At 71.8% G+C, this 21,848-nt stretch carries 17 protein-coding genes; 6 read left to right on the forward strand and 11 right to left on the reverse strand.

The features are described from left to right. On the forward strand, nt 1-316 hold a 316-nt coding region (locus Q0588_RS13845; RefSeq protein WP_298747271.1), incomplete at its 5' end, for a transcriptional regulator. 4 nt (nt 317-320) lie between these two features. On the opposite strand, the gene hflX is transcribed toward Q0588_RS13845, so the two are convergent. The 6 genes from hflX to dusB form a co-directional block, all read right to left on the reverse strand. Further along, nucleotides 321-1,631: a GTPase HflX gene (gene hflX / locus Q0588_RS13850; protein WP_298747306.1), complete on the reverse strand. Its 1,311-nt coding sequence runs from the start codon at nt 1,629-1,631 to the stop codon at nt 321-323. Between the two features lie 141 nt (nt 1,632-1,772). Beyond that, complete coding sequence (hfq, locus tag Q0588_RS13855; RefSeq protein WP_298747274.1) at nt 1,773-2,018, reverse strand: RNA chaperone Hfq; 246 nt, start codon at nt 2,016-2,018, stop codon at nt 1,773-1,775. A gap of 125 nt (nt 2,019-2,143) precedes the next feature. Further along, nucleotides 2,144-3,007: a D-amino-acid transaminase gene (locus tag Q0588_RS13860; protein ID WP_298747277.1), complete on the reverse strand. Its 864-nt coding sequence runs from the start codon at nt 3,005-3,007 to the stop codon at nt 2,144-2,146. Beyond that, entirely contained in the window at nt 3,004-4,422 is a 1,419-nt protein-coding gene (locus Q0588_RS13865) for a sigma-54 dependent transcriptional regulator (protein ID WP_298747280.1), read from the reverse strand. Before Q0588_RS13865 ends, Q0588_RS13860 begins: the two co-directional genes overlap by 4 nt. 9 nt (nt 4,423-4,431) lie before the next feature. Continuing rightward, the gene (locus Q0588_RS13870; RefSeq protein ID WP_298747282.1) at nt 4,432-6,729 is read right to left on the reverse strand and encodes a PAS domain-containing sensor histidine kinase; all 2,298 of its coding nucleotides are present in this window, start codon (nt 6,727-6,729) and stop codon (nt 4,432-4,434) included. Then, entirely contained in the window at nt 6,726-7,778 is a 1,053-nt protein-coding gene (dusB, locus tag Q0588_RS13875; protein WP_298747284.1) for a tRNA dihydrouridine synthase DusB, read from the reverse strand. Before dusB ends, Q0588_RS13870 begins: the two co-directional genes overlap by 4 nt. Before the next feature lie 62 nt (nt 7,779-7,840). Between dusB and Q0588_RS13880 the strand changes: the two genes are divergently transcribed. After that, nucleotides 7,841-8,989: a bifunctional 2-C-methyl-D-erythritol 4-phosphate cytidylyltransferase/2-C-methyl-D-erythritol 2,4-cyclodiphosphate synthase gene (locus Q0588_RS13880; RefSeq protein ID WP_298747287.1), complete on the forward strand. Its 1,149-nt coding sequence runs from the start codon at nt 7,841-7,843 to the stop codon at nt 8,987-8,989. A gap of 126 nt (nt 8,990-9,115) precedes the next feature. Here Q0588_RS13880 and Q0588_RS13885 read toward each other — a convergent pair whose 3' ends face one another. After that, nucleotides 9,116-11,461, reverse strand: coding sequence for a fused MFS/spermidine synthase (locus Q0588_RS13885; protein WP_298747289.1), 2,346 nt, complete (start codon nt 11,459-11,461; stop codon nt 9,116-9,118). 85 nt (nt 11,462-11,546) lie between these two features. On the opposite strand from Q0588_RS13885, the gene Q0588_RS13890 reads away from it, so the two are divergent. Together Q0588_RS13890 and Q0588_RS13895 are read left to right on the forward strand one after the other, a co-directional pair. Then, complete coding sequence (locus Q0588_RS13890; protein ID WP_298747291.1) at nt 11,547-12,038, forward strand: nicotinamide-nucleotide amidohydrolase family protein; 492 nt, start codon at nt 11,547-11,549, stop codon at nt 12,036-12,038. Further along, on the forward strand, nt 12,035-12,265 hold the full coding sequence (locus Q0588_RS13895; RefSeq protein ID WP_298747294.1) for a sulfurtransferase TusA family protein: 231 nt from the start codon (nt 12,035-12,037) through the stop codon (nt 12,263-12,265). The genes Q0588_RS13890 and Q0588_RS13895 overlap by 4 nt, the downstream gene beginning before the upstream one ends. Here Q0588_RS13895 and Q0588_RS13900 read toward each other — a convergent pair. Next, entirely contained in the window at nt 12,228-13,187 is a 960-nt protein-coding gene (locus tag Q0588_RS13900; RefSeq protein WP_298747296.1) for a YihY/virulence factor BrkB family protein, read from the reverse strand. The genes Q0588_RS13895 and Q0588_RS13900 overlap by 38 nt on opposite strands. A 151-nt stretch (nt 13,188-13,338) precedes the next feature. On the opposite strand from Q0588_RS13900, the gene Q0588_RS13905 reads away from it, so the two are divergent. Further along, nucleotides 13,339-14,652 (forward strand): diguanylate cyclase, encoded by a 1,314-nt coding sequence (locus Q0588_RS13905; RefSeq protein ID WP_298747298.1) that lies wholly within the window; start codon nt 13,339-13,341, stop codon nt 14,650-14,652. An 18-nt stretch (nt 14,653-14,670) separates the two neighbouring features. Here the strand turns inward: Q0588_RS13905 and Q0588_RS13910 are convergent, their stop codons facing one another. The 3 genes from Q0588_RS13910 to Q0588_RS13920 form a co-directional block, all read right to left on the reverse strand. After that, nucleotides 14,671-15,753 carry a histidine kinase dimerization/phosphoacceptor domain -containing protein gene (locus Q0588_RS13910; RefSeq protein ID WP_298747299.1) on the reverse strand — a complete coding sequence of 361 codons (1,083 nt, stop codon included), beginning with the start codon at nt 15,751-15,753 and terminating at the stop codon, nt 14,671-14,673. A 110-nt stretch (nt 15,754-15,863) separates the two neighbouring features. Next, nucleotides 15,864-19,319, reverse strand: a complete 3,456-nt coding sequence (mfd, locus tag Q0588_RS13915) for a transcription-repair coupling factor (RefSeq protein ID WP_298747301.1) — start codon at nt 19,317-19,319, stop codon at nt 15,864-15,866. Continuing rightward, nucleotides 19,319-19,591 carry a succinate dehydrogenase assembly factor 2 gene (locus Q0588_RS13920; protein ID WP_298747302.1) on the reverse strand — a complete coding sequence of 91 codons (273 nt, stop codon included), beginning with the start codon at nt 19,589-19,591 and terminating at the stop codon, nt 19,319-19,321. Before Q0588_RS13920 ends, mfd begins: the two co-directional genes overlap by 1 nt. Before the next feature lie 168 nt (nt 19,592-19,759). On the opposite strand from Q0588_RS13920, the gene recG reads away from it, so the two are divergent. Continuing rightward, nucleotides 19,760-21,847, forward strand: coding sequence for an ATP-dependent DNA helicase RecG (gene recG, locus Q0588_RS13925; RefSeq protein WP_298747304.1), 2,088 nt, complete (start codon nt 19,760-19,762; stop codon nt 21,845-21,847). Nucleotide 21,848 lies beyond the last annotated feature (1 nt).

Here is a 21,848-nt window from a genome sequence, read left to right on the forward strand (position 1 = left end):
GATGGCCCTGACCCGATCATTCAAGGACACGGTGCAGGCGCGCGTCGCGCGCGACCCGGCGTTCAAACAGGCCCTGCTGACCGAGGGCGTCAACGCCCTGCTCGAAGGCGACGTCGCTGCCGGCAGGGCCGTGCTGCGCGACTTCATCAATGCGACGGTCGGGTTCGAATCCCTGTCGGCGCAGACCGGGACGCCCGCCAAGAGCCTGATGCGGATGTTCGGCCCCGGCGGCAATCCGACGGCCGGCAAACTGTTCGCCGTCATCGGCGTGCTGCAGACCGCGTCGGGCGTGACGTTGGAAGTTCGCGCGGCCTGACCGATCAGACGGCGGTCTGAAACTGCCTTTCAAACCGTCCCAGCGCCGCCGGGTGCAGCCGCACCGTCAGACGGGTGCGGCCCGCGGCGTCCGTCTCGCGCCCGGTGACCCGGCCGTTCTCATAGAGCCAGGCCAGGGCCTCGCCCTGCGACGGGTCGAGCACCAGTTCCGTCTCCGGGTCGTCGTCGATCAGGCCGGCGATGGTCTCGCGCAGGGCCTCGATCCCCTCCCCGGTCCAGGCCGAGACCGCCACCGCCCTGCCCTGGGCCCGCAGCCGCCCGGCCTGGCCCAGCACTGCCTCTCGGGCCTCGGCGTCCAGCAGGTCGATCTTGTTCCAGACCTCCAGCACCCGGCGGGTCTTGCCTTCCGGCGTGTCGATCTGCTCGAGCACCGCCTCGACGTCCCTGCGCTGGGCCTCGCTGTCGGGGCTGGCGATGTCCCGCACGTGCAGGATCAGATCGGCCTCGCCCACCTCCTCCAGCGTGGCGCGGAAGCTCTCGACCAGTTCGTGCGGCAGGTCGGAGATGAAGCCGACGGTGTCGGCGACGATCGCCGGCCGGCCCTGCGGCAGGCGGATGGTGCGCTGGGTGGTGTCGAGGGTGGCGAACAGCAGGTCTTTCGCCACCACGTCCGAACCGGTCAGGCGGTTGAACAGGGTCGACTTGCCGGCGTTGGTGTAGCCGACCAGGGCCACCGACGGGAACGGCGCGCGGGCGCGCGCCCTGCGGTGCAGGCCGCGGGTCCGCCGCACCTCCTCCAGCTCGCCCTTCAGCCTGACGATGCGGTCGGCGATCATCCGCCGGTCGAGCTCGATCTGGGTCTCGCCGGGACCGCCCATGGTCCCGGCCCCGCCGCGTTGCCGCTCCAGGTGGGTCCAGGTCCGCACCAGCCGCGACCGCTCATAGTCCAGCCGGGCCAGCTCGACCTGCAGCCGGCCCTCTTTCGTCCGCGCCCGACGACCGAAGATCTCCAGGATCAGGCCGGTGCGGTCGATGACCTTGGCGTCCCAGGCCTGCTCCAGATTGCGCTGCTGCACCGGGGTCAGCTGGTCGTCGACGACCACGGCCTCGGCCTCGGCCGCCCGCACCAGCGCCGCCAGCTCCTCGACCTTGCCCGAGCCGAACAGGGTGGCGGGCGCCGGCTTGCGGATGCGCACGATCTCCTCGGCGCGGACGTCGAGGTCCAGCGCCCGGGCCAGGCCCGCGGCCTCCTCCAGACGCTCTTCCGCCAGCCGCGAGCTTTCGCTGCGCCCGTCGGGATGGATGACGATGGCCCGGATCAGCGGGACGGCGTGGTCGATATGTCTGGAAGTCAGGGCGTGGGCCTCTGGGCGTGTTCTGGGTGAGGAGTGCTGGTGAGCCAGGGGTGAGCAGGACGGAGCTCGACGCCGGCCACATCGGCTCACCCCTGGCTCACTAGCACTTTTCACCGTCCCGCGGCGAACGCTGGAGAGGGATCAATCCTCGTCCGCTTCCGGCTCGTACAACTGCACCGGCGCCGAGGGCATGATGGTCGAGATGGCGTGCTTGTAGACCAGCTGCGACTGGCCGTCGCGGCGCAGCAGCACGCAGAAATTGTCGAACCAGGTGACGATGCCCTGCAGCTTGACCCCGTTGACCAGGAAGATGGTCAACGGCGTCTTGGTCTTGCGGACGCTGTTGAGGAAGGTGTCCTGAAGGTTCTTGTTCTTGTCTTGCGACATGGCAGGTTCAGCCTGTTCTTGCTTGTTCTCCGGCCGTGGGAGCGGCGCGGGCCCGGATCGGACGTCCGGCCTTGTCAGCATAGGCGTCGGAGCCGGCCGATCAATCTCATTCCATGCCCGGCAGGTCAGATGGCGTCGCGGATCGCCTGATCGAGATACAGGGTCCGCAGCCGGGTCGCCACCGGGCCCGGCGTGCCGTCGCCGATCTTCGTCCCGTCGATCGAAACGGCCGGCATGACGAAGCCGCTGGCCGAGGTGTAGAAGGCCTCCCGGGCGCGCTTCGCCTCCTCGACCGAGAAGGCGCGCTCCTCGAACTCCAGACCCTCTTCCTCGATCAGCCTCAGCACCGCCGCGCGGGTGACGCCGCGCAGGATGTTGGCCTGGGTGTCGCGGGTCCGCAGCTTGCCGTTCTCGTCGACGATCCAGGCGTTGGTCGAGGAGCCCTCGGTGACCAGCCCCATCTCGTCGACCATCCATGCCTCGGCGGCGCCGCGCTCCCTGGCCGCCTGCTTGGCCAGCACATTGGGCAGCAGGCCGACCGTCTTGATGTCGCAGCGGCCCCAGCGGATGTCCGGATGGGTGATCACGGCCACCCCCTTCGCCGCCGCCGCATTGCCCTTCGACAGGGGCAGGGAGCGCGCCGTGACCACCACGCTCGGCGGCGTGCCCTCCGGCGGGAACGGATGGTCGCGCCGCGCCGTGCCGCGCGTCACCTGGATATAGACCAGGCCCTCACGCACCCGGTTGCGCCGCACCGTCTCCTTCAGCACCCGCTCCAGCGCCGTGCGGGTCATCGGGATGGGGATGCGCAGCTCGTCCAGACTGCGGTGCAGCCGCGTCATGTGACCGTCGAAATCCGCCATCCGGCCGTCGAACACCGACCAGACCTCATAGACCCCGTCGGCGAACTGGAAGCCGCGGTCCTCGACATGGACCGTGGCCTCGGCGTGCGGCCGGTACTGGCCGTTGACATAGGCGACCCGGCTCATGCCCCGACGGCTCCCTCGTCCTCGTCCTCGGCCGCGCCGCGCGCCGGCGACACGCCCAGCGACTTGAGCTTGCGGTGCAGGGCGGACCGTTCCATGCCGATGAAGGCTGCGGTGCGCGAGATGTTGCCGCCGAACCTCATGATCTGGGCGGCGAGATATTCGCGTTCGAACACCTCGCGCGCCTCGCGCAGCGGCAGGGCGATGATGCGTTCGGCCCCCAGCGAGCCGCCCGAACCGGCGCTGGTCGCCTCCTGCGGCAGGGCGTCGGCGCCGATCGGCTCGTTGGGATCGCCGGTGGCCAGGATCAGCAGCCGTTCGACGTTGTTCCTCAGCTGCCGGACGTTGCCGGGCCACGGGTGCACCTGCAGCACGGCGATGGCGTCGTCGCCCAGCCGCCGCCGCGGCAGGCCCTGCGAACTCGCCAGGGTCTCGATGAAATAGTCGACCAGATCCTGGATGTCCTCGCGCCGCTCGGCCAGGGCCGGCACCCGGATCGGCACCACGTTCAGGCGGTGGAACAGGTCCTCGCGGAAGCGCCCCTCGGCCATTTCCTGCTTGAGGTCGCGCGAGGTCGAGGTGATCACCCGCACGTCGACCTGCACGTCCTGTTCGCCGCCGACCCGCCGGAAACGCTGCTCGACCAGCACGCGCAGGATGCGGCTCTGGCTCTCGCGCGGCATATCGCCGACGTCGTCCAGATAGAGGGTGCCGTTGTGGGCCCGTTCGAACACGCCGATCTTGCGGGGGCGGCCGTCCTGGCCCTCCTCGCCGAACAGCTCGAGGTCCAGCCGTTCCGGGGTCATGCCGGCCGCGGCGATGGCCACGAACTCGCCGCGCGCCCGGGCGCTGGCCTCGTGGATCTGGCGGGCCACCAGTTCCTTGCCGCTGCCCGGCGGACCCGAGATCAGCACCCGGCTGTTGGCCGGCGCGACCTTGGCGATGGTGTTGCGCAGCGCCTGCGCCGCCGCCGACTTGCCGATGAAGCCGGTGGGGGCGGCGACCTGGGCGCGCAGCCGGCGGTTCTCGCGCTTCAGCGACGAGGCCTCGAGCGCGCGCTGGACGACGACGACCAGGCGATCCGATTTGAACGGCTTCTCGATGAAGTCGTAGGCGCCCCGCTGCAGGGCCGTCACCGCGGTCTCGATGTTGCCATGGCCCGAGATCATCACCACGGGCAGGTCGGGGTCGAGCCCCTTGACGACGTCCAGCAGCTCCAGCCCGTCGAGGCCGCCGCCCTGCATCCAGATGTCGAGCAGGGCCAGGGACGGCTTGCGCGCCCGGATCGCCGCCAGCGCCTCGTCGGAATTGGAGGCCGTGCGGACGCCGTGGCCTTCGTCCTCGAGCAGGCCGGAGACCAGTTCGCGGATGTCCGCCTCGTCGTCGACGACCAGGATGTCGGCTCCCGTGGATCGCATGTCGCCTCGCTATTCGCCGGCCGCCGCGGCCGGAGCCCGGGACGGCTTGGCGTCCCTGCCCCCGCCCGCGGCGGCTTCCAGTGGAGATTTCAGGGGGAAGACCAGGCAGACCCGGGCCCCCGACAACGTCTCGGCGTCGGCGAGCCTGAGCTCGCCGCCGTGTTCCTCGCAGATACGCTTGACGATGGCGAGGCCGAGGCCGGTGCCCTTCTCGCGCGTCGTCACATAGGGCTCCGTGAGCCGCTCGCGGTCCTTGGCCGGGAGGCCGACGCCGTCGTCCTCGATGATGAAGGTGGCCGCGCCCTCGACCACTTCCAGCTGCGCCGAGACGCCGGGGCGGCGGCCGTCGCCGGGGCGCGGGGCGACGGCCCGGCGGGCCGCGACCGCCTCGCCGGCGTTCTTGAGGATGTTGGTCAGGGCCTGGCCGACCATGCGGCCGTCGGCGTGCAGGGTCGCCTCGGGCAGGGGTTCGACCAGGTCGACGCCGATGTCGGGCGCGGCCACCCGCTGGGCGAACACCGCCTCGCGCAGCAGCTCGGCCGGGTTCTCGGCGCTGAAGCGCGGGGCCGGCATCCGCGCGAAGGACGAGAATTCGTCGACCATGCGGCCGATGTCCCCGACCTGGCGGATGATCGTCTCGGTGCAGCGGTCGAACACCTCGACGTCGTCGCCGACCTGTTTGCGATAGCGCCGCCGCAGCCGTTCCGCCGACAGCTGGATCGGCGTCAGCGGATTCTTGATCTCATGGGCGATGCGCCGGGCCACGTCGCGCCAGGCGGCGTTCCTCTGGGCCGTGACCAGCCGGGTGATGTCGTCGAAGGTCAGCACCATCTCGCCGCCCACGCCGCCCTCGATCCGGACCCGCAGACGGCGGGTCTCGGCGCCCCGGCTGACGTCGATCTCCTCCTCGATATGGGCTTCCGCCCGTCCGGCCAGTTCGCCCAGCTCCGGCGCGGCCTCGCCCAGCGGCCGGCCGATGACGTCCTCGCCGGCGGTCAGTCCGAGCAGCTCCACGGCGCTGTCGTTGATGGCCGAGACGCGGCGGAGCCGGTCCACCCCGATGACCCCAGCCGAGACCCCGGACAGGACGGTCTCGATGAAGACGGTCCGCCCGGTCGCCTCCTCGCTGGCGGTCCTCAGCGCCGCCTGCTGCGCCTGGAGATCGCCGGTCATCCGGTTGAAGGCCGCGGTCAGGGTCTTGATCTCGCCCGGACCCTCGTCGCCCTCCACCCGGGCGGTCAGGTCGCCCCCGGCCACGCGGTCGGCGGCCTCGACCAGCCGCCCGATCGGGGCCGAAATGGCGCTGGCCACCGACATCCCCAGCCAGACCGCGCCGACCAGCACCAGCAGGGCGGTCTCGACATAGCTCAGGGCGAAGGCGGCCTGGATGCGATCCCGGCTTTCCTGCGCCTCCCGGTAGGCGACGATCGACTGCTCGGCGGCGGCCAGCTGGTCGATCAGCCCCGGCCGGATGGGCCGGACCACGTACAGATAGGCGTCGCCATAGGCGGGAAAGGCCGTCAGCCCGCGGACCGCGTCGGGATTCTGCGTCACCTGCTGCACCGAGGGCAGTTCGCCGGCGGCGGCCTCCTCCAGGGCGACGGCCGGAGGGGCCATATAGGGCGGGGCGTCGGGGCCCTCCCCGCTGGCCAGCACGGCGCCGTCGGCGCCGAGGATGTAGATGGCCGGATAGCCGAACAGCTGCCCGACCTGGGCCAGGGCGTCCGAGAACTGGATCGGATTGTCGAACAGCGGGCGGACGCCCTCCAGCTGCTCGGCGATCACCGCCAGATCGCCGTCGATCTCGCTGGAGACGTCGCTGGTGTAGGCGCGGCCGATATCGGCGCCGTTCTCCACCGCCGCCCGGACGTTGCCGCTGAACCACTGATCGACGCCGCGGTTGACCAGGACGCCGAAGACCAGGGCGATCAGGACCGCCGGCACGAGCGCCGCCAGCGAGAACAGGGTGACGAAGCGAAGGTGCAGCCGCGCCGCCGCATGGGTCCGGCGCCGAACCAGGGAGAACACCCGCCGCCCGACGACGACGGCCAGGCCGCCGATCAGCAGCAGGTTGACGGCGAGGATGAACAGCACGACCTGGCTGGCCATGGCCCGGGCGCCCTCGCCGCTGGCGCCCGGGGCCACCGCCACCAGCCAGATGGCCGCCACCGTGATCAGGAAGGCGACGGTGTAGGCGATCAGGAAGGCGGTGCGCCGGCGCTCCTCGGACCAGCCGGCGAACCAGCGCGCCGGGCCCCCGGGAGAGGCGGCGTCGGCTCCGGCCGGCGTGGAGGGCGCGTCCTTCATGCCGCTCCAGCTTCGGTCAACTGTGGCTCGATATCAACAGCTGAGTTGCCGGAATGCGTCAGAGGCCGCCACAACGCCGCCAGGGCCGTCTCGACCTGTTCCGGGCTGTCCAGCCGGCACAGCCGCGCCTTGGCGGCGCGCCGTTCCGGCGGATCGGCCGGCCACGGCGCCTGCTCGACGTACCAGCCGAGGTGTTTGCGGAACATCTTCAGGCCGAGCGGCAGGCCGTAGAAGGCCACCGAGGCGCGCAGGTGCTCGACGACGATGGCCAGCCGCTCGCCGGCGCCCGGCTCCTCAAGCACCGTCCCGTCGGCCAGCGCCCGCTCCAGATGGGCCGCCAGCCAGGGCCTTCCATAGACGCCCCGGCCCAGCATCAGGGCGTCGGCGCCGGACCGGGCCAGCGCCGCCCGGGCGTCGTCGGCCGTGACGATGTCGCCGTTGACGATGACGGGCACGGACACCGCCGCCTTGACCTCGCCGACCGCGGCCCAGTCCGCCGCGCCGGTGTAGAATTGCTGGCGGGTGCGGCCGTGGACCGTCACCGCCTGCACGCCGATGGCCTCGGCCCTGCGGGCCAGATCGGCGGCGTTGCGGCTGTGGTCGTCCCAGCCCAGCCGCATCTTGACGGTGACCGGCCGCGAGGTGGCGTTGACGGCGGCCTCGATCAGCCGGCAGGCGAGGTCCGGAGTCCGCATCAGCGCCGAGCCGCAGGCCGAGCCGGTCACCTCCTTGGCGGGACAGCCGAAATTCAGGTCGATGATGTCGGCCCCGGCCCGCTCGGCCATGCGCGCGCCCTCGGCCATGGCGGCGGGATCGCGCCCGACCAGCTGGATCACCGTCAGCGGCAGCCCCTCCCCGACCGCGGCGCGGCGCACCACGTCCGGCCGGGCCCGGGCCAGTTCGGCGGCGGCGACCATCTCGGTGGCGACATAGGCCGCGCCCAGCCGGCTGGCCAGCCGCCGGAACGGCAGGTCGGTGATCCCGGTCATGGGCGCGGTCAGCACCCGGCCGGGAACCCACACGTCGCCGATCTGCACGCCTGTCGCCATCGGCTCCTTACCGCCGCTCGATCCGCCCTCGTCAAGCACGACGGCGGCGATTAGAAGGCCGCATGGAGTTCTCGGGGATCATCGTCGCCGCCGGTTCGGGCTCGCGGGCGGGCGGCGACAAGCAGTGGCGGCGGCTCGGCGGCAAGCCCGTGGTGCGCTGGTCGGTCGAGGCGATGCTGGCCACCGGCCGGGCGCGGGAGATCGTCGTGGTCGTGCCGGCCGACGAGGTCGCCCGCGCCGAATCGGCGCTCCAGGGGCTGCCCGGCTGGCGCCCGGCCGCCGGGGGCGAGACGCGGGCCGACTCGGTGCGGGCCGGCCTCTCCTCCCTGCGGTGCGGCCCCGAGGCGGTGGTGCTGATCCACGACGCGGCCCGGCCGCTGCTCGACACGCAATTGATCCACGGCATGCTGGCGGAGTTCCTCCGGCCGGACGCCGACGGCTTCGCCTACGCCCTCCCGGTCGCGGACAGCCTGCGGCGCGCCGGCGAGGGCGGCCGGCTGGGCGACCCGGTCGACCGGGCGGGGTTGTGGCGTATGCAGACCCCCCAGGGCTTTCTCCGCCGCACCGTCGAAGCCGCCTACGCCGCATGGAGCGACGCCGAGCCGCCGACCGACGAGACCGTCGCCGTCCAGCGCGCCGGCGGCGTCGTCAGGCTGCTCGCCGGCGACCCGCGCCTGATGAAGCTGACCTTCCCCGAGGATTTCGCCATGGCCGAGGCCCTGCTTCCCCGACGGACCCGCGTCGGCCAGGGCTTTGACGCCCATCGCTGGGGCCCCGGCGCCTCGGTCTGGCTGTGCGGCGTCGAGATCGCCCACGACCAGGCGCTGATCGGCCATTCCGACGCCGACGCCGGCCTGCACGCCCTGACCGACGCCCTCCTCGGGGCCATGGGCGACGGCGACATCGGCGACCATTTCCCGCCGACCGACCCGCGCTGGAAGGGCGCGTCGTCCGACCGCTTCCTGGTCCACGCCGTCGAGCGGCTGCAGGCCCGCGGCGGCCGTCTGGTCAATGTCGACGTCACCCTGATCTGCGAACGGCCGAAGGTGAAGCCGCACCGCCAGGCCATGCGCCAGCGCCTCGCCGGCCTGCTGTCGCTGCCGCTCGACGCGGTCAGCGTCAAGGCGACCACGACCGAGGCCATGGGCTTCACCGGCCGCGGCGAAGGGCTGGCGGCCCAGGCGATCGCGACGATCGACCTGCCCGCCTGACTATAGAGCCTGACCGGTTGCGGAGGAATCGCTTCGCGATTCCGCCGATGCCGGGAATCGGGCTCCAGTATAATGCTGGAGCGAAGATCCGGGTTTGGACGCGATCGCGTCCAAACCGATTTCGCCCTAGGGCCGCTCGGGCGGCGGCCGGAACGATCGCCACAACGCCCCGAACAGATTGACGTAGTCGTCGGTCCACGGCCGCACCGAGGTCTCGGGCGCCTCGCGCCAATTGGGCTTGCCGCGGAAATCGGCCAGGCCGCGCGCCGTCGGCGAGATGATCACGGCCTCGGTCGAGGCGATGGCCATCTGCGGCAGGGACTCGTCCTCGACATAGAGGCCGTGCAGGGCCGGCCGGCCGAGCGCCCGGGCCGCGGCTAGGGTCGGCAGGACGATCTCGAGGTTGCGGTTGGACAGGTGCAGCAGCACCACCCCCTCGGGCTTCAGCAGCCGCAGATAGCCCTCGATGGCCTCGACGGTCAGCAGGTGGGTCGGCACGGCGTCCGACGAGAAGGCGTCGATGATCAGCAGGTCGTAGGTTCCCGCCGGCTCGTTCCCCAGGGTCAGCCGCGCGTCGCCCAGCACGGTCCGGACCTCGCCCGCGGCGCAGTCGGAGATATAGGTGAACCAGCGCGGGTCGCGCGACATCCGGTCGACCATCGGATCGATCTCGAAGAAGGTCAGCGAATCCCCGGCCCGCTTGTAGGCCGCCATGGTCCCGGCCCCCTGGCCGACCACGCCGATCCGCGCCGGCCCCCGGTCCTGGACGATCCCGGCCGACTGGCCGATCGGCGTCAGCGGATGGTAGTAGAGCGTCGGCCGGCAGTCGTGCAGGGGGCTCCGCGGCTGCGAACCGTGCCAGGTGGTGCCGTGGGTCAGCACATGGACGTCGCCGCCCAGGCCCTCGTCCCGCTGGTTGGCGACGCGCATGACGCCGAAGAAGCTGCGTTCGGAGTAGCTGTAGTCATAGCCGCGGGTGACGAACTGGGCCGACAGGGCGATCATCAGCAGGGCGGCCGTGAAGGCCTGGGCCCGGTCGCGCAACAGGAAGGCGCAGACCACGGCCGGGCCCAGGATCAGCATGCACAGGGTCTGCAGGGGGAACAGCGGAAGCCGCCGCCACAGGGCCGCCCAGGCCGCCGGGTCGGCGGTCATCCACCAGGACAGGGCGGCCGCCGCGGCCGTCAGGACCGCCACGGCCGCCAGGGCCCCGACCTCCTCGCCGCGCAGCCGCCGCCGGCTCCAGGGCCGCGCCAGCCCGACCAGCACCAGCACCAGCGGATATTCCCAGACCATGTTGAAGATCACCGGCGCCAGCAGGGCGGTGAAGGCGCCCCCGACCACGCCGCCGAGCGACAGCAGCAGGTAGAATTCCGTCAGCCGGTCCGGCGGCGGCCGCCGCGCCGCCAGCATCTGGTGGCACATCAGGGCGGCGAAGAAGAAGGCCAGGATGTGGACCGCGAAGGCGATCCGGAGGTCCAGGGTCCGGAAGGCGACGATCAGCACCACCACCGACCCCAGCGCCGCCTGCACCACCAGGGTGACCGGCAGGGGGATCCACGGCCGGGCCTGGAAGGCGATGACGAAGGTCAGCAGGTACAGGGCCAGCGGCATCACCCACAGGAAGGGGGCCGAGGCCACGTCGGTGGACAGGTGGGCGGTCACCCCGAGCATCAGGCTGGACGGCGCCGCGGCCAGCAGCACCAGCACGGCCTTCCGGCGCCACGGCATCGGCGGCGTCGCCGCCAGCGGCGCGGGCCCGGCCTCGCCCTCGAGCCGCCGTCGCCAGACCAGGAAGGCCAGGGCGGCGACCATCAGCAGGAAGGTCCAGTAGCCGCCGGTCCAGCCCATCCGCTGGCCGAACAGGCTGGTCAGCGGCTCGATCACGAACGGATAGGACAGCAGCGCCAGGAAACTGCCCAGGTTGGAGGCGGCGTAGAGCACATAGGGGTTCTCGCCGTCCGGATAGCCGGCCCGCACCCGCGCGAACCAGGCCTGCAGCAGCGGGGCCGTGGCCGACAGCACCGCGAACGGCGCCCCCACCGACAGCGTCAGCGTCGCCAGCAGCCAGGCGATCGGCGCGGCCGGGTCCGGATCGCCGAGCCAGCCGTTGATGCGCAGCGGCAGGAACAGGGCGGCGGCCAGCAGCAGCGCCAGATGGACCGCCACCTGCCATTTGATCGAGGCGACCCTCTGCAGCAGGTGGGCGTAGAAATAGCCGCCGAGCAGCGCCGCCTGGAAGAACACCATGGCCGTGTTCCACACCGCCGGGGATCCCCCGAGCATGGGCAGCACCAGTTTGGTGACCATCGGCTGGACCACGAAGACCAGCGCCGCCGAGGTGAAGATGGCCGCCGCGAACAGCAGCGGGGTCGACCGGTCGGCGGGCCGGCCGCGGGCGGCGGAGGGGCCCGGGCCCGCGCCGGGGACCACGCCCGCGCCGACCTCGGCGTCGCCAGTGGTGTCGCTCATGCCCGCCCCGTATGCTGGCGCCGCCCCCGGGCGCAATACGCCACCCTAGACCGACTCGCCGCCGCTTCGGAAAGCCTCCCTTCCCATGTTCCCCGAAGACATCGACCTCCTCGCCCGCCGTGTCGTGCAGGCCGCCGCGGCGCGCGGGCTGATGGTCGCCGCGGCCGAGAGCTGCACCGGCGGTCTGGTGTGCGCCGCCCTGACCTCCGTGCCCGGATCATCGGTGGTCGTCGAGCGCGGCTTCGTGACCTATAGCGATGCGGCCAAGACCGGGCTTCTGGACCTCCCGGCCGCGCTCATCGCCCGCCACGGGGCGGTCTCGGAGCCGGTGGCCCGCGCCATGGCCGAGGGTGCCCTCGCCCGCTCGGCGGCACAGGTTTCCGTCGCCGTCACCGGCGTCGCCGGCCCGGGCGGCGGGTCGCCCGGCAAGCCGGTCGGCCTGGTGCATTTCGCCGCGTGCGGCCCCCGGGGGGCGATCCACCGCGAGCGCCGCTTCGGCGACATCGGCCGCGAGCGGGTCAGGCTGGACAGCGTGCGCGCCGCCCTCGACCTGCTGCTGGACCGGATCGGCGCATGATCGTCGACGCCCGCGGCCACCGCTGCCCGACCCCGGGTCTGAGACTTCAGAAGGCCATGGGCGGAGCCGCCCCGGAAACACGGCTGACCCTGCTGGCCACCGATCCGATGGCCCGCATCGACGTGCCGCATCTGATGACGGGGATCGGCGGCCGGGTGATCTCGATCGTCGAGGCCGACGGCGTCCTGGCTATCGAGGTCGAGACGCCCGCCGCTCCGACAGGCTGACCACCGAGGCCGGCAGCGGCTCGCTGCTGTCCAGCTCCGGCGCGCCGGCGGAGCGCTGGACGATCTCCATCTCGGTCGCGAAGGCGCCGCCGTAGAAGATGGCGTTGACGTTCCACGACAGCCAGATCAGCAGCACGACGATGGCCCCGACCGAACCGTAGGTGGCCCCCAGCGGGGCGATCTGCTCGACGTAGATGGCGCACAGCCAGGAAGAGATCGTCGACATCACCGTGGCCACCACCCCGCCGACCACGGCCGGGAACCAGGCCACCGGCGTCCGGTGCGACATGGCGTAGCGGTAGAGCATGGTCAGTCCCACCCCGAGGCCGAGAGCGGGCCAGAGTCCCACGAGAGACAGGTCTCCCCCTCCCCCGTCCGCGGCGCCGCCGGGGCCGGCGTGGGCCAGAAGGCGCGAGGTGACCACGGCGCCCGAGACGACGGTGAACAGGGCGAAGGCGAACAGGGCGACGAAGAAGGCCAGCAGGTTGAATTTGAGAAAGCCGTGCGGCTCCGTCTCATCATGGATCAGGTTCAATCCCGCCAGCAACGCCTTGAATCCCCGGTGCGCCGCATAGCCGCCGATGATCAGGGCGAAGGCGCTCTGGGCCGAGACGGTGCCGGCCGAGGCCCTCGCCAGCCGATCGATCTCGGTCATGAAGATGGCCCGGGCCGCGTACGGCATGACGTCGGCCAGGGCCGCGGCCTGTTCGCTGACCTGGCCGATCGACAGCACCGCCTTGTAGAAGCCGATCAGGATGGCGATGGCGGGGAACACGGCCAGCAGGGCGAAGAAGGACACCCCGCCCGTGTAGAGCATGACGTCGCGGCCCCAGCTGCGTGCGAAGGCCCTGACGGCCAGCCGCCCCCACAGCGTCGGCGTCGCCCAGCGCACGGCCTCCTGCATCTCCGCCCTGGCTTGCAATCCGGTGTCCCGTTCCGCCCCTGGAACGCCCTGTTTAGCGCAATTCGGCGCTGGGGAAAGGCCGCGGCCGCCGGTTGCCTCGCCGCGCCGACCCTCGCTATGGTCCGCCCGAACGATCGCGGCCCGGGTCCGGGGCCGCCGGAGACACGCCTTGACTTCCGATCCGCGCATCCTGGTCGTCGCCCCTGATGACGACCTGATCGGGCCCCTGTGCCAGGGACTGGACGCGCTGGGCTGGCGCACGGTCACGGCGCGATCGCTGGCCGGCGCCGTGCAGGTCCTGATCGACTGGCCGCTGGAGGCGGTGATTCTCGATGCGCGCCTGCCCGACGCGGTCGGGGGCGTCGCCGCCCTGCGCCAGACCGTATCGCCCCGCCGCCTGCCGATCATGGCCATCGGCCCCGGGGCGGCGGACTGGGCGCCGGGGATCGCCGACATCGCCATGTCCGGCGCGCCCCACGCGGCCCAGGCGGCGCTGCGCCTCGAGAGCCTCGTGCGCGCCGCCATCGCCGAGGAGGAGGTCGTCCTGCGCGAGGCCACCTTCGCCGCCCGGGGCGAGCCCCTGCCGCCGGCCGAGCCGGACGCCAGCCCGCTGAGGGTGCTGGCCGCCGGCAAGCCCGACCGCCATTTCCTCGCCCTGTCCAACGCCCTCGCCGCCCACGGCTGCGAGGTGGTCGCCGCGCCGACGCCCTACACCGCCTTCGACTATCTGCACGAGCGGCCGTTCGACGCCGCCGTGCTGTGGGGGGCCGAGGATCACGCCCCGGCCCTGTCGATCGCCTCGGGCATGAAGCGCAACACCCGGCTCTACCACATCCCGGCCGTGCTCTATCTGCGCGGCTCCGGCGAGATCAATCTGTCGGAGCTCTACAACCGCGGCTTCGCCGACGTGGCCGCGGCCGACACGCCGGAGGAGGAGACCGCCGAGCGCATCGTCGCCCTGGCCCGCCATCATCGCCGGCACGTCGCCATCCGCCGGGCGCTGGAGAGCGCGCGCGGCTCGGGCCTGACCGATCCCGCCACCGGCCTGTTCACGCCGGAGCTGTTCGCCGGTCATCTGGCCCGGGTCGCCGAGGGCGCCCGCCTGCGCCGCCGGCCGCTGGCGGTCGTGGTCCTGCGCGTGTCCGAGACCGCTTCGGTGGCCGAGGCCCGCAGGGAGGGCTGGCTGGACCGCGCCCTGCCGCAGATCGGCGCCATGGTGTCGCGGCTGATTCGCACCGAGGACACGGCGGCCCGCCTGTCGGCCGATGTCTTCGCCCTCGCCCTGCCCGCCACGCGCGGCCCCGCGGCCCGCGTCGCCGCCGACCGGATCGCCGCCGTCATCGGCTGCACCGCCTTCGACGCCGGCCCCGACCGCTCGCCCTTCGTGGTCGAGTTCGAGGTCGGCGTGGCCGAGGTTGCGCCCGGCGAGTCGCCCGCCGCGGTGTTGGAACGGGCCTCAAAGGACGTCCGGGGCCCGGCCTGACCAGTGGCCATTCACCCGTCAGTGCGTATCGGGCGCCGCCTTGGCGCGGGCGAAGAAGATTGTCACCTCGACCCCCTCGCCGGGCGCGGACCTGACCTCGAGTTGAGCCTCGGCGTTCTGGCGTAGCGACCTGACGATCAGGGCGCCCAGCTTGCCGACCTTGGGCCATTCGACGCCGTCGGCCAGGCCGATGCCGTCGTCGGCGATGATCACCCGGCACCCTTCGTCGTCGACCAGGCTATGCAGGGTGATGGTTCCGCCCTCCCGCCCGGTGAAGGCGTGTTTCAGGGCGTTTGTCAGCAATTCGTTGACGACCAGGCCGGTCGGCATGGCCACATTGATCGACACCGGCCAGGTGTCGACCTGAAGGTCCAGACGAATGCCCTCGATCGCGTGGGCCTGCATGACCGCCGAGGCGATCTGGCTCAGATAGACCCCCAGATCGACGCTCTCGCCGTGTCCCTCTTCGGACAGGGCGTGATAGAGCAGGGCCAGGGAGTTGACCCGCCCGGCCAGTCGATCGAACCGCTCCCCCGCCGCGTCCTCGGGCACATTGCGCGTCTCCAGTCGGATCAGGGCGGTGATCATCTGCAGATTGTTCTTCACCCGATGCTGAAGCTCGCGGAGCAGGGTGTCCTTGTCCTGGAGCCGCTTTTGCAGCTTGGTCAGTTCGGGCCGATCCCGGGCCCCCACGGCTGCGAGCGCCACGAGGCGGAACATCGGTTCGCCGTTGTCGCTCAGAATCACATTGGACCAGGCGTCGATGACCACCGTCTCGCCGTTCTGAACCGCCTCAAACGCGCCGACATAGTCATCGCCGCCCGAGATCGCGTCGCTCAGCTTTCGGCTGTCGTCCCCGGCGGCGGCGATGGCGGTCAATCGGTCCCACGGCTGGCCCTTTATGTCCGACACGCATTGTCCGGTCAGGCGCTCGAACTCGAGGTTGGCGTAGGTGATGAGCTCCGAGGGGTGGAGCTCGGCCACCGCGACAGCGACGGGAATGTGGTCGAGAAACTGCTTGAAGCGCTCGCTTTCGAGCGCGTCGGCCAGATGAGGCGTGTCGAGCAACTGCTCGGCCGATCCGGGCGACTCATCCGTCATCGCTCTATCCACTCACAAGCCAAATGGCGTCATAGCAGGTTTCCACCCGGGCGATACGCCCACGACGGCGTGTTGCAGCGCCTCTGCGGCGGACGGTCCGGCCTGAAGGGTCACGCCGCCCCCGCGACTCTGGCCAGGTCGGCGGTGATGCGTTCGGCGACCTTCAGCCGGTCCTCCGGCGTGTCCCAGTCGCCCTTGACGACGATCTTCTGGTCGGGCCGGATCTTCCAGAAGGCGTGGTTCTTCTGGATCAGCCCGACCAGCCCCATCGGATTGGGGAATTCGTTGTCGCGCAGGGTCAGCACCGCCCCCTTGGGCCCGATGTCGATCCGCTCGATACAGGCCGTCTTGCAATTGGCCTTGATCCCGACGATGCGCAGCAGCTGTCTGGCCTCGTCCGGCAGCGGGCCGAAGCGGTCGATCAGCTCGGCCGCCAGCGCTTCCCGCGTCTCCGAGTTCTCGGCGTCCGACAGACGGCGATACAGGCTCAATCTCACGTTCAGGTCCGGGACGTAATCCTCTGGAATCAATACGGCCGCGCCGACGTTGATGGCCGGCGACCAGCCGCGGTCGACCACCCCGCCGCCCTCGCCCGCCTGGCGCAGTTCGGCGACCGCGTCCTCCAGCATCTGCTGGTACAGCTCGACCCCGACCTCGCGGATATGGCCGGACTGCTCGTCGCCCAGCAGATTGCCGCCGCCGCGCTGGTCGAGGTCGTGGCTGGCCAGCTGGAAACCGGCCCCGAGGTTGTCCAGAGACTGCAGCACCTGCAGCCGCCGCTCGGCCGACAGGCTGATCGGCTTCTCGGGCGGCGTGGTCAGATAGGCGAAGGCCCGCGCCTTGGCCCGCCCGATCCGCCCCCGGATCTGGTGCAGCTGGGCCAGGCCGAACATGTCGGCCTTGTGCACGATCAAGGTGTTGGCGGTAGGAACGTCGAGCCCGCTCTCGACGATGGTGGTCGACAGCAGCAGATCGTAGCCGCCGTCGTAGAAGGCGCTCATCACGTCCTCCAGCTGGGTGGCGGACATCTGGCCGTGGCCGACCACGAATCTGATCTCGGGCACCTGCTCGCGCAGGAATTTCTCGATGTCGGGCAGGTCGCTGAGCCGCGGCACGACATAGTAGGCCTGACCGCCGCGGTATTTCTCGCGCAGCAGGGCCTCGCGCACCAGCACCGGATCCCACGGCGTCACATAGGTCCGCACCGCCAGACGATCGACCGGCGGGGTGGCGATGATCGACATCTCGCGGATGCCCGACAGCGCCATCTGCAGCGTCCGCGGAATCGGCGTCGCGGTCAGGGTCAGCAGGTGCACGTCGGCCCGCAGCGACTTCAGCTTCTCCTTGTGCTTGACCCCGAAATGCTGCTCTTCATCAACGATGACAAGGCCCAGGTCCCTGAACCCGACCTGTTCGCTCAGCACCGCATGGGTGCCGACGACGATCTCGAACGAGCCGTCCTTGAGCCCCGCCCGGGTTTCGGCCGCGTCCCGGGCCGTGACCATCCGCGACAGGTGGCGCACCCTGACCGGCCAGCCGGCGAAGCGCTCGCTGAAGGTCCTGAAATGCTGGCGCGCCAGCAGGGTGGTCGGGCAGACCACGGCCACCTGCTGGCCCGTCATGGCCACCACGAAGGCGGCCCTGAGCGCCACCTCGGTCTTGCCGAAGCCGACGTCGCCGCAGATCAGCCGGTCCATCGGCGTTCCCTTCGACAGGTCTTCGAGCACGTCGCCGATGGCGGCCAGCTGGTCGTCGGTCTCCTCATAGGGGAAGCGGGCGCAGAATTCGTCGAACAGCCCCTGCGGCGGCGTGATCGGGTCCGAGCTGCGCAGCGACCGTTTGGCCGCCAGGGCGATCAGCCCCTCGGCCATGTCGCGCAGACGCGCCTTCGCCTTCGCCTTCCTCGCCTGCCAGCCGGCCCCGCCCAGCCGGTCCAGCTGCACCCCGTCGGCGTCCGTGCCGTAGCGGGTCAGCAGGTCGATGTTCTCGACCGGCAGGTACAGCTTGCTGTCGCCGGCGTAGAGCAGCTCCAGACAGTCGTGCGGCGCCTGCTGGATCTCCAGCGTCTTCAGCCCCTCGTAGCGGCCGATGCCGTGGTCGAGGTGGACCACCAGATCCCCGGTCGTCAGGGCCGAGGCCTCGGCGAGGAAGTTCGAGGCCCGCCGCTTCTTCTTCGGCCGGGCCAGCCGGTCGCCGAGGATGTCGGTCTCGGAGATGACGGCGATGTCGTCGGTCTCGAAGCCGTGCTCGACCGGCAGGACGCCGCGCAGATACAGGTCCTTCGGCGCCGTCCGGACATCGGCCCAGTCGCGCACCGCCACCACAGGCTCCAGCCCGTGGTCGGCCAGCATCGAGGCCAGCCGCTCGGACGAGCCTTCGGTCCAGGAGGCGAACAGCACCCGCTTGCCGGCCGCCCTCACCGCCTCGGCGTGCCGCGCCACCGCCTCGAACAGATTGACGCTGTCCTGGGCCCGTTCGGCCGCGAAACTGCGCCCCAGCCGCCCGCCCGCGTCCTCGCCGGGGCCATGGAACGGCGACAGCCGCCGCACCTGGCGCCCGGCCAGGGCGCTGTTCCAGTCCGCCTCGGGCAGATAGAGCCGCTCCGGCGGCAGGGCCCGGTAGGCCGCCCCACCCTTGCCGAGGGCCGCGTCCCGGCGGGCGTCCCAGGCGTCCCGGGTCAGCGCCCAGCGCTCGGTCCGGGCCGCCTCGACCTGGTTGTCGAGGAACACCAGGGCGTCGTCCGGCAGGTAGTCGAACAGGGTCTCAAGCCGCCCGTACAGCAGCGGCAGCCAGTGCTCCATGCCCTGCCGCCGCGCGCCCTCGCTGATCGCCGCGTAGAGCGGATCGTCGCCGACGGCCCCGAACAGCTCCAGATAGCCGGTGCGGAAGCGCGAGATGCTGTCCGGATCGAGCAGGGCCTCGGACACCGGGGCCAGGGACACGGCGCGCCGCTGGCCGGTCGACCGCTGGGTGGCCGGATCGAAGGTGCGGATCGATTCGAGTTCCGACCCGAACATGTCCAGCCGCACCGGCTCCTCGAAGCCGGGCGGGAAGACGTCGATGACGCCGCCGCGCACCGCGAACTCGCCGCGCTCCGACACCGTCGAGGCGCGCATATAGCCATTGGCCGCGAAATACCGCTCCAGCGCCGCCGTATCGAGGTCGAGCCCGACCGTGGTCTCGAATCCGGCCCCGCAGGTCACCTCGCGCGGCGGGGTCCGCTGCATGGCCGCCCCGACCGTGGTCACGACCAGCAGCGGGCGGGCGTCGCCCGGCTCGCGCCGGGCCAGCCGGGTCAGGGCCGCCATCCGCTCGGCCGACACCGACGAGGTCGGGCTCAGCCGGTCATAGGGCAGGCAATCCCACGCGGGAAACTCCACTATTTCAATATCACCGGCGAAAAATCGGAAGGCCTGCACGAACTCACCCATGCGGGCGTAGTCGCGGGCCACGAAGACGCCCACCCCGCCGTCCGCCTTCAGCCGCCCGGCCACGGTCAGGGCGTCCAGCCCCTCCGGCGCGCCGCCCAGTTCGCGGTCGTCGCGTCTGGAGACCATGGCGTCCATCAGCCCGCCCCCTCGGCCACGGCCGCGGCGACATGATCGCGCATGAAGGCGCGGATCCTCGTCATCACCGGGGTGTCGTGTTCGGCCGGGGTCGGCTCCGTTCCGATGATCCACGCATACAGCTGATGGTCGTCGTCCTGGGCCAGCAGGGCCTCCAGGCCGTCCAGCTCGGCCTCGTCCAGCGTCGGCCCGACCCGGTCCACGAACGGGCCCAGCACAAGGTCGGCCTCGCGGAAGCCGCGCCGCCACGCCCGGAAGGCGATGCGGCCCAATCTCTCTTTCAGACGCGCGTCGATATCGGCCACAAGCTTCCTTGCCCGGTGGAAATTGCTGAGAGGCGCCCTCAAGCAGCGAGCCGCCGCGCGGCGAGCGATAGGGCACTTCAATGAGGATGCCCAGATAGCGTTCCAGACCGGCTTTCGCCAGCTATGCTGTCGCGGATGCGGCCGCCGAGTCTCTTTCCCCTGTTCGCCGAGGTCTCCGCCCTGAAGGGGGTGGGGCCGAAAATCCTGCCGCTCGTGCAAAAATTGGCCGGTCCGCTGGTCCGCGACCTGCTGTTCCTGTCGCCGTCCGGCCTGGTGGTGCGCCGCCCGATGACGGCGACGACCGCGGTCGAGGGGCTGGTCGGAATCTTCGACGTCGTCATCGACCGGCTGATCGTCCCCGGCAAGCCCGGCGCGCCGATCAAGGTCCGCGCCACCGACGACACCGGCTTCGTGCACCTGGTCTGGTTCGGCGGCTCGGCCCGGCACATCGAGCGGCTGCTGCCCCGGGGCCAGCGCCGGCTGGTGTCCGGCAAGGTCGAACGCTTCAACAACGAGGTCCAGATCGTCCATCCGGACGTCTTCACCCTCGCCCAGGCCGACGACATCGCCGCCGTCGAGCCGGTCTATCCGGCCACCCAGGGCCTGGGCTCCCGCGTCATCCGCAAACTGGTCCAGGCGGCCCTCGAACACGCCCCCGAACTGCCCGAGTGGCAGGACCCCGCCTGGCTGGCCAGGAACCGCTGGCCCGGCTGGCGGGCGGCGCTGGAGGCCCTGCACGCCCCGGCCGCCGAGCCCGACCTGGGGCCGGACGCCCCGGCCCGCCGGCGGCTGGCCTATGACGAACTGCTGGCCCATCAGCTGGCCCTCGCCCGCCGCCGCCGCGCCCGCCAGATCACCCCGGCGCCGGTGATCCGGCCGGGCCAGGCCTCGGACCGGGTGCTCGCCGCCCTGCCCTTCGACCTGACCGGGGCCCAGGTCCGGGCCCTGGCCGAGATCCGCCGCGACCTCGCCTCCGGCGAGCAGATGGGCCGGCTGCTGCAGGGCGACGTCGGTTCCGGCAAGACGGCGGTGGCGGCGCTCGCCCTCGCCGACGCCGCTGGGTCAGGCTTCCAGGCCGCCCTGATGGCCCCGACCGAAATCCTCACCCGCCAGCACTGGCAGCGGCTCGCCCCGATGCTGGAGGCCGCCGGCGTGACCACCGTCCTGCTGACCGGCCGCGACACGCCCGCCGAGCGGCGGTCCCGGCTGGCGGCGCTGGCCTCGGGCGAGGCGAGGGTCGCCATCGGCACCCACGCCCTGTTCCAGGACGCCGTGCGTTTCGACAACCTGGCCCTGGCGGTGATCGACGAGCAGCACCGCTTCGGCGTCAACGAGCGCCAGCGGCTGCAGGCCAAGGGCGACCCGCGCACCGGCGGCGTCCACCTGCTGACCATGTCGGCGACCCCGATCCCGCGCACCCTGGAGCTGACCCAGTACGGCGAGCTGGACGTGTCGCGCCTGACCGAGAAGCCGCCGGGCCGCACGCCGGTGACCACGGCCGTCGTGCCGCTGGCCCGCATCGGCGAGGTCGCCGAGCGGCTGCGGACCGCCCTCGACAGCGGCGCCCAGGCCTACTGGATCTGTCCGCTCGTGGCCGAGAACGAGGCCAGCGACCTGGCCGCCGCCGAGGCCCGCGCCGCCGACCTGCGCCGCCTCATGGCGGTCGAGGTCGGTCTGGCCCACGGCCAGATGGCCGGCGCCGAGCGCGAGGCGGTGATGGCCGGGTTCGCCGACGGCCGCCTGCCCCTGCTGGTCGCCACGACCGTGGTCGAGGTCGGGGTCGACGTGCCCGACGCCTCGATCATGGTCATCGAACACGCCGAGCGCTTCGGCCTGGCCCAGCTGCACCAGCTGCGCGGCCGGGTCGGGCGGGGCCCGGCGGCCAGCACCTGCCTGCTGCTCTACGCCGGCGGCGACGACGGCCTGGGCGAGACCGCCCGGCTGCGGCTCGAAACCCTGCGCCGCACCGAGGACGGCTTCGAGATCGCCGAGGAGGATTTCCGCCTGCGCGGCGGCGGCGATCCGCTGGGGCTGAAGCAGAGCGGCTTCCCCGCCTACCGCTTCGCCGATCCGGTCCGCCACCGCGACCTGCTGCTGGCGGCGGCCGACGACGCCCGCCTGGTCCTCGGCCGCGACCCCGACCTGGCCTCGCCCCGCGGCGCGGCGATCCGCACCCTCGAGGCCCTGTTCGACTGGCGCAACGACCGGCCGGGGATCGACTAGG

This window comes from uncultured Brevundimonas sp. (assembly GCF_937870815.1).
Taxonomy (GTDB): domain Bacteria; phylum Pseudomonadota; class Alphaproteobacteria; order Caulobacterales; family Caulobacteraceae; genus Brevundimonas.